7 protein-coding genes are annotated in these 7,317 nt (G+C 75.0%); 6 read left to right on the top strand and 1 reads right to left on the bottom strand.

Annotated features, from left to right (window positions below; translation table 11 throughout):
* Positions 1-252: 252 nt before the first annotated feature.
* Together cobA and ACGF3I_RS27630 are read left to right on the top strand one after the other, a co-directional pair.
* A complete protein-coding gene (cobA, locus tag ACGF3I_RS27635; RefSeq protein WP_393136551.1) occupies positions 253-1,473 on the top strand; it encodes a uroporphyrinogen-III C-methyltransferase in 1,221 nt (406 codons plus the stop codon).
* A gap of 79 nt (positions 1,474-1,552) precedes the next feature.
* Positions 1,553-2,371: a TrmH family RNA methyltransferase gene (locus tag ACGF3I_RS27630; protein WP_393136549.1), complete on the top strand. Its 819-nt coding sequence runs from the start codon at positions 1,553-1,555 to the stop codon at positions 2,369-2,371.
* Between the two features lie 635 nt (positions 2,372-3,006).
* On the opposite strand, the gene ACGF3I_RS27625 is transcribed toward ACGF3I_RS27630, so the two are convergent.
* Positions 3,007-4,281, bottom strand: coding sequence for a protein kinase (locus ACGF3I_RS27625; protein ID WP_393136557.1), 1,275 nt, complete (start codon positions 4,279-4,281; stop codon positions 3,007-3,009).
* A 200-nt stretch (positions 4,282-4,481) separates the two neighbouring features.
* Between ACGF3I_RS27625 and ACGF3I_RS27620 the strand changes: the two genes are divergently transcribed.
* The 4 genes from ACGF3I_RS27620 to ACGF3I_RS27605 all read left to right on the top strand — a co-directional run bounded on the left by ACGF3I_RS27620 (position 4,482) and on the right by ACGF3I_RS27605 (position 7,246).
* Positions 4,482-4,760, top strand: a complete 279-nt coding sequence (locus ACGF3I_RS27620; RefSeq protein ID WP_393136547.1) for a hypothetical protein — start codon at positions 4,482-4,484, stop codon at positions 4,758-4,760.
* A gap of 298 nt (positions 4,761-5,058) precedes the next feature.
* Positions 5,059-5,268, top strand: coding sequence for a hypothetical protein (locus tag ACGF3I_RS27615; RefSeq protein WP_053723606.1), 210 nt, complete (start codon positions 5,059-5,061; stop codon positions 5,266-5,268).
* 565 nt (positions 5,269-5,833) lie between these two features.
* Entirely contained in the window at positions 5,834-6,877 is a 1,044-nt protein-coding gene (locus ACGF3I_RS27610) for a phosphotransferase family protein (RefSeq protein WP_393136555.1), read from the top strand.
* Between the two features lie 45 nt (positions 6,878-6,922).
* A complete protein-coding gene (locus ACGF3I_RS27605; protein WP_393136545.1) occupies positions 6,923-7,246 on the top strand; it encodes a zf-TFIIB domain-containing protein in 324 nt (107 codons plus the stop codon).
* Positions 7,247-7,317 lie beyond the last annotated feature (71 nt).

Here is a 7,317-nt window from a genome sequence, read left to right as displayed (position 1 = left end):
GGCGCCCGGGGGGGGTGGGTCGCGGGCGCGCCGGAGTCTCCTCGCGGGTCCCCGCCGTGACGGCGGGGGCCCGGGCCCGCCCCGCCCCGCGGGGGGGGGGGGGGGGGGGGGGCCCCCCCCCCCCCCCCCCCCCGCTCATGCCGCACCGCCCGCCCGCCCCTTAGGCTGTGCGCGGGCCCACCCCCTCCCACCAGCCGCTTCACCGCCGCAGCGGCCCACCGCACGTCACTCCGCCCGAGGAGCACCGCCGCCATGGTCGAACACCCCGCGTACCCCGTAGGCCTCCGCCTCACCGGCCGCCGCGTCGTCGTCGTCGGCGGCGGCCAGGTCGCCCAGCGCCGCCTGCCGGCCCTCATCGCCGCCGGGGCGGACATCACCCTGGTGTCGCCGAGTGCCACCCCCTCCGTCGAGGCGATGGCGGACGCGGGCGAGATCCGCTGGGAGCGGCGCCGCTTCGCCGACGGCGACCTCGCGGACGCCTGGTACGCCCTGGTCGCCACCGCCGACACCGAGGCCAACGAGCGCATCTCCGCCGAGGCCGAGCGCTCCCGCGTGTGGTGCGTACGCTCCGACGACGCGACCGCGGCCACCGCCTGGACCCCGGCCACCGGCCGCTCCGAGGGCGTCACCGTCGCGGTCCTCACCACCGACACCCCCGACCCCCGCCGCTCGGCCGCGATCCGGGACGCGGTCGTCGAGGGCCTGCGCGACGGCACCCTCGTCGCCCCGCAGCAGCGCACCCGCACCCCGGGCGTCGCCCTGGTCGGCGGCGGCCCCGGCGACCCGGACCTGATCACCGTGCGCGGCCGCAGGCTGCTCGCCGAGGCGGACGTCGTCATCGCCGACCGGCTCGGCCCGCGCGACCTCCTCGACGAACTCCCGCCGCACGTCGAGGTGATCGACGCCGCGAAGATCCCGTACGGACGCTTCATGGCCCAGGAGGCCATCAACAACGCCCTGATCGAGCACGCCAAGGCGGGCCGGGCCGTCGTGCGGCTCAAGGGCGGCGACCCGTACGTCTTCGGGCGCGGCATGGAGGAGCTCCAGGCGCTCGCCGAGGCCGGGATCCCCTGCACGGTGGTGCCGGGCATCTCCAGCTCCATCTCGGTGCCGGGCGCGGCCGGCATCCCGGTCACGCACCGGGGGGTGGCCCATGAGTTCACCGTCGTCAGCGGCCATGTGGCGCCCGACGACCCGCGCTCGCTCGTCGACTGGAAGTCGCTGGCGCGGCTGCGCGGCACCCTGGTGATCCTGATGGGCGTGGACAAGATCGGCGCCATCGCCGAGGCCCTGGTCACGCACGGCAAGGACGCCGCCACCCCGGTCGCGCTCGTCCAGGAGGGCACGACCGCCGCCCAGCGCCGGGTGGACGCCACCCTGGGCACCGTCGGCGAGGTGGTCAGGGCCGAGGACGTACGGCCCCCGGCCGTCATCGTCGTCGGCGACGTCGTCACCGTGAACCCCCGCCCCTGAATCACCGCCCGTGACCATCGGTGACGGAACCCCCGTCCCAGCCGTTGGCACCACACCCAGGACAAGGCAGTATCACCCTGTGGCCGATCTCATCACCGTCGATGATCCCGACGACCCCCGCCTGCGCGACTACACGGGCCTGACCGACGTGGAACTGCGGCGCCGCCGCGAGCCCGCCGAAGGCCTCTTCATCGCCGAGGGCGAGAAGGTCATCAGACGGGCCAAGGACGCCGGCTACGAGATGCGCTCCATGCTGCTCTCCGCCAAGTGGGTCGACGTCATGCGGGACGTCATCGACGAACTCCCGGCCCCCGTGTACGCGGTGAGCCCCGAGCTCGCCGAGCGCGTCACCGGCTACCACGTGCACCGCGGGGCGCTCGCCTCGATGCAGCGCAAGCCGCTGCCGCAAGCCGAGGAACTCCTCGCCACCGCCCGGCGGGTGGTGGTCATGGAGGCCGTCAACGACCACACCAACATCGGTGCGATCTTCCGCAGCGCCGCCGCCCTCGGCATGGACGCGGTGCTGCTCTCACCGGACTGCGCGGACCCGCTGTACCGGCGCTCGGTGAAGGTGTCCATGGGCGCGGTCTTCTCGGTCCCGTACGCCCGCCTGGAGTCCTGGCCCAAGGCCCTGGAAACCGTCCGCGGGGCGGGCTACCGCCTGCTCGCCCTGACCCCCGACGAGAAGGCTTCCAGCATCGAGGACGCGGCCCCGCACAGACTCGACAAGGTGGCCCTGATGCTGGGCGCGGAGGGTGACGGCCTCTCCACCCAGGCCCTGGTGGCGGCCGACGAGTGGGTCCGCATCCCGATGGCCCACGGAGTCGACTCCCTGAACGTGGGCGCGGCAGCGGCAGTGGCCTTCTACGCAGTGGCAACAGGCCGCCCCACAACCTGACCACCAAGCCCCCCCAGGGCACCGACCGCCCGGAGTGGGCCCCCTCCGAGCGGCGAGCAGCCTATAGGCGCGCGCGGAGTTGGTCCCTATTACGGACTGGGCGCCCTACAGCCCTGCGCACGGAGTTGGTCCCCTCCATGGACGGGGCGCTTTACAGGCTTATGCGCGGAGTTGGTCCCGTTCATGGACGGGGCGCCCTGCAGGCTTGTGCGCGGAGTTGGTCCCGTTCACGGACGGGGCGCCCTGCAGGCTTGTGCGCGGGGTTGGTCCCGTTCACGGACGGGGCGCCCTGCAGGCTTGTGCGCGGGGTTGGTCCCGTTTATGGACGGGGCGCCCTACAGGCTTGTGCGCGGGGTTGGTCCCGTTTATGGACGGGGCGCCCTACAGGTCTGCGCGCGGAGTTGCTCCCCTTCACGGACTGGGCGCCCTACAGGGGCGCGGGGAACTGCGCGAGGAGCGACCACGGTCCGCAGACGACCGCGGAGTCAGGGGGCGCGGGGAACTGCGCAAACCCCGGTACCCCCAGCCCTGCCAGGAGCGCGGGGAACTGCGCGCCCAGCCACCCAGGGCCCGCACGGACCCGAGAGGCGAGGCACCCCGCACCTACACCCCCGGCCCCGCCCCCGCCAGCCCCCTCAGAACTGCTTAACCGCAGCAATCCCCAACAACACGATCAGCGTGACCAGCACGAAGACAGTCAGCCGCTGCCGCAGCAACCGGGGATTGGCCGGCCGCAACCCGCCCGAGGTGCGTGCCCCGGGCCGCGTACCAGGACGCCCCCCGGTCCGGGACGCGTTGCTCCGCGCCCCCCCGGGCCGAGAGCCCCCCGTACGCGACGCCGATCCGGACCCCCCCGTACGGGAAGCCGAACCAGATCCCGTACGCGAAGCCGAACCGGACCCCGTACGCGAAGCCGATCCAGATCCCCCCGTACGCGCCCCGGGCCGGGAGGCCGAGGAACCCGTGCCCCGCCCCGCCTCGGTGTAGCGCTGGGTGCGCTCGTCGAGCCGCCCGGTCGCCCGCTCGCTCTCGACCCGGTCGCGCTGAACCGGCGGCCGGACATCCGCGCCGTGCCCGTGCAACCCGCCCTGCGCCTCCCGCGCCGCGATCTCCTTGAGCCGCATCGAGAGCTGGAGCGTGCTGGGCCGCTCCTCGGGGTCCTTGGCGAGGCACGCCCGTACGAGCGGGGCCAGCGCGTCCGGCACCCCGCGCAGCTGGGCCTCCTCGTGCACCACGCGGTAGAGCATCACCTCGGAACTGCCGTGCCCGAAGGGCGAGTCACCCATCGCCGCGTACGCCAGCGTCGCGCCGAGCGAGAAGACGTCCGTGGCCGGAGTGACCGCGGCGCCGCGCACCTGCTCGGGCGCGAGGAAGCCGGGGGAGCCGACGGCCGTGCCGACGTGGGTCAGCGTCGAGGCGCCGGTGGCCCAGGCGATGCCGAAGTCGATGATCCTGGGCCCCTTGGGGGACAGCAGGATGTTGGACGGCTTGAGGTCCCGGTGGACCACGCCCGCCTCGTGCACCGCGACGAGCCCCTCGGACAGCGCCGCCCCGATGGCCGCGGCCTCGGCGGCCGTGAGCGGACCCTCCTCGGCGACCTTGTCGTGCAGCGAGGGCCCGGGCACGTACTGCGTGGCGAACCAGGGCCGTTCGGCCTCCAGGTCGGCCGCCACCAGCCGCGCCGTGCAGCCGCCCCTGATCCGCCGGGCGGCCGAGACCTCACGGGCGAACCGGGACCGGAACTCCTGGTCCTCGGCGAGGTCGGGCCGGATCACCTTCAGGGCCACCCGCTGCCCGCGCCGGTCGGAACCGAGGTACACGACACCCATACCGCCCGCGCCGAGTCGCCGGTGAAGCCTGAACGAGCCGACGACACGCGGGTCCTCGCGCCGGAGCCGCATCATCGCCATTTTCATCCCCGCTGCCAGTCCTGTTGACGGGGCACAGCTTACGTACCCGCCGCCCGGTGCGCTCATAGGCCGCGCCCTCGCGGGCCGGGCGATTGTCAGTGCCGGGTGGGAAACTTGAAGAGTGGTCAGCAGCCCGTGGATCCAGGGGCGCTGACCCGTGCGAGATCTCAACGGTCCGTCGCAGAAGGGGGTTTGGATCTATGAAGGGTGACCGCGTGGAGATAGTGGTGGACGCGGGAGACACGACCCGGACGTACGAAGTGGTGGCAAGCCGGGCGGGGCGCAGGGTGGAAACGGCGGTCCGGCGCGGGGTGGTGGAAGTGAGCGAAGTCACCCGCAGCGGCACGGTCGTGCGCACGGCGCGCTTCATGGCGACACGGGTGCTCGCCCTGGTCGAGCAGCCGGTCCCGAGGGAGGACGCGGGGGAGGCCGAGCCGCGCGCCCAGGCCCGACCCCTCCGGGAAGACCCCAAGGCGTAGGAGTCCCGTCTCCACCCTGGGGAGTACGCACGAGGGTGACGGCTCCTCCCCTGGGAGGCCTGCAATCAGTACGAGGGCATGACGTCCGGCGCCGCGCGAATCCCTAGTGTTGAAGTCAAGCGGCGGGTGATGCACTCGTCCCCCGAGGTCAGACGCCCGCCGCTTACCAGCTCCGTCCCTCGCGGACGGGGCGCGGCAGACCAGTCGGCGCGGATCGGTCGACACGGGCCGGTCGGCGCGGGCCGGTCGGCGCGGACGAGTCAACAGAACAGCCCCATGAACGAACAGGAGAGGGACCATGGCGGACACAGCCGCGCGGACGATCATCCGCACGCAGGGACGCAGGGCGTACAGCGCCGCGTTCGGTGCCCGTCGCTCCGGCCCGCGCCACCCCCTGGTGGCAACGGCCATGGTCCTTCCCCTGGCGGCCCTGCTCGTAGTCGTCTTCGGCGGCTGGGACGCGGTGGTCACACAGGCGTCGTCCGTAGGCGTGATGCTGGGGCGCTGAGCGGCGCTCCGGACCTGGTAGAGCGGACCGGGTCGGGGACATCCAGCCTTACAGCCCCGTGGGGACGGGGGTGCGGCGGACGGCAGTAGAAGGGGGGGGGGGGGGGGGGGGGGGGGGGGGGGGGGGGGGGGGGGGGGGGGGCCCCGCCGCGCCGGCCCCCCCCCCCCCCCCCCCCCCCCCCCCCCCCCCTTTTCCACCTGCCCCGCCCACACCTGCCCCGCCCACACCTGCCCCGCCCACACCTGCCCCGCCCATCTGCCGCCCCCCTCTGCCCCGCCCGCCTGCCGCGCTACGCCGTACCCTCGCCGGACAGGGCCGTACGCACCCCGGGGGAGAAGTGACCGACGCGATCATCGCCGAGCTGACCGAAGCGGCCCGCGCCACGGCCCACCGCACACCCACGGCCCACCGCACACCTCCGGCCCGGCACGCACCCCCGGCCCCGCGTCACTCACCCACGCCCTCGGCCCCGGCGCCGCTGCGGGACGCCCCCGTGCGGCAGGACCCGCGGCGAACCCCCGGCCCGCCGGAGCCCGCCGAGGACGGCGCCCCCGTCAAGGCCGTCCTGGCGGACCGGCCCGACGGCACCGTCGTCCGGCACGGCGGCGTCGTGGCCAAGGCGCATGCCGAGGACACCGACGCCGGCGCCCTCAGGACCCGCCTCGCCGTGGCCGCGCACCCCCTGCTCGACGGCATCCTCCTCGCCCCCTTGGCCCCGCCGGCCCCCACCCCGCTCGCTCCGGACCCGGCGGCAGCCCCCACCTCGCTCGCTCCGGACCCGGCGCCGGCCCCTACCCCGCTCGCTCCGGACCCGGCGGCCACCCCCCAGCCCACCCCCCAGCCCGCCCCCTTCGGACCGGCCACCCACGACGGCCCCCGCCCCGCTCCGCGGCACGTGCCGGCCGCCCGCACCGCACCCACCCGTCCCGTGACGCTCTGGCCCTACGGCGTCCCCATCGACCCGCACGATCCCGACGCCGCGCCCTGGGAGGCCGCCGCCGGGCTGCTCGCGCGGCTGCACCGGGTGCCGCCGGCGGTGCTGCCCGGCCCGCTGCCGCCCGCGCGCGGGCCCGAGAAGGCCGCCCGGGCCATCCGGCGGATGCGGGCGTGCGCAGCGGACACGGACCCCGCGGCCGAGCCCGTGCTGGGCGCATGGGCCCAACTGCCCGGCTGGGCCCGGGGAGAGGCGCCGGCGCCCGGTCCGGCCCGGCTCTGTCACGGGGACTTCCACCTCGGGCAGCTCGTCCGCCACCCCGCGCGAGCGGGCGCCTGGACGCTGATCGACATCGACGACCTCGGACTGGGCGTCGCCGCCTGGGACTTGGCCCGCCCGGCCGCCTGGTTCGCCGCGGGGCTGCTGGCCCCGGACACCTGGGCCCGCTTCCTCGCCGCCTACCGGGCCGAGGGCGGTCCCGCCGTACCGGCGGACGGCGATCCCTGGCCCCAACTCGACGTACCCGCAAGGGCGTTGACCGTACAGACCGCCGCACTCGCGCTCGCAAAGTGCGCCGAGCAGGGTCGCGCCCCGGACGAGGCGGAGCGCATGATGCTGGACAGCTGCGCCCGAGTGTGCGCCGCCCGGGCGGAGTTGGAGGGGGCCCCGACGTAGGCTGCGGAGGCCAGAGAGAACGAGCGGCGAGGAGCTGAGCCGACGATGCAGTGTCCCAAGTGTCACGCGCCGATGCACACGTACAACCGCAACGGCGTCCAGATCGAGCAGTGCAGCGGCTGTCGGGGGATCTTCCTCGACTACGGGGAGCTGGAGTCGCTGACCCGGCTCGAAGGCCAGTGGACGCAGCAGGCCCCGCCCCCGCAGCCCTACCCGCAGCCGGGCTACCCCCAGCAGGGCTACCCGGCCCCCGCCCCGCACGCCCCGGCCTGGGGAGCCCCGCAGCACGGCGGCCACGGCGGTCACTACGGCGACCACCACGGACACAAGCGGCACAAGAGCTTCGGTCACATGCTCTTCTCGTCCTGAAACGGCCTGCGTTCCGCCCGCAGGCCTCGGACCTGCGGGCGCGCACGGAGGCCGGGGCGCGTACGACAAAA

Source organism: Streptomyces sp. NPDC048111 (assembly GCF_043202815.1).
GTDB lineage: Bacteria > Actinomycetota > Actinomycetes > Streptomycetales > Streptomycetaceae > Streptomyces.
This window is presented reverse-complemented; position numbering and strand designations above follow the sequence as displayed.

What these genes read in the sequence shown, in the direction of transcription:
- cobA (WP_393136551.1), top strand. Translation starts at nt 253, where the DNA reads ATGGTCGAACACCCCGCGTACCCCGTAGGCCTCCGCCTCACCGGCCGC.
- ACGF3I_RS27625 (WP_393136557.1), bottom strand. Translation starts at nt 4,281, where the DNA reads ATGGCGATGATGCGGCTCCGGCGCGAGGACCCGCGTGTCGTCGGCTCG.
- ACGF3I_RS27620 (WP_393136547.1), top strand. Translation starts at nt 4,482, where the DNA reads ATGAAGGGTGACCGCGTGGAGATAGTGGTGGACGCGGGAGACACGACC.
- ACGF3I_RS27615 (WP_053723606.1), top strand. Translation starts at nt 5,059, where the DNA reads ATGGCGGACACAGCCGCGCGGACGATCATCCGCACGCAGGGACGCAGG.
- ACGF3I_RS27605 (WP_393136545.1), top strand. Translation starts at nt 6,923, where the DNA reads ATGCAGTGTCCCAAGTGTCACGCGCCGATGCACACGTACAACCGCAAC.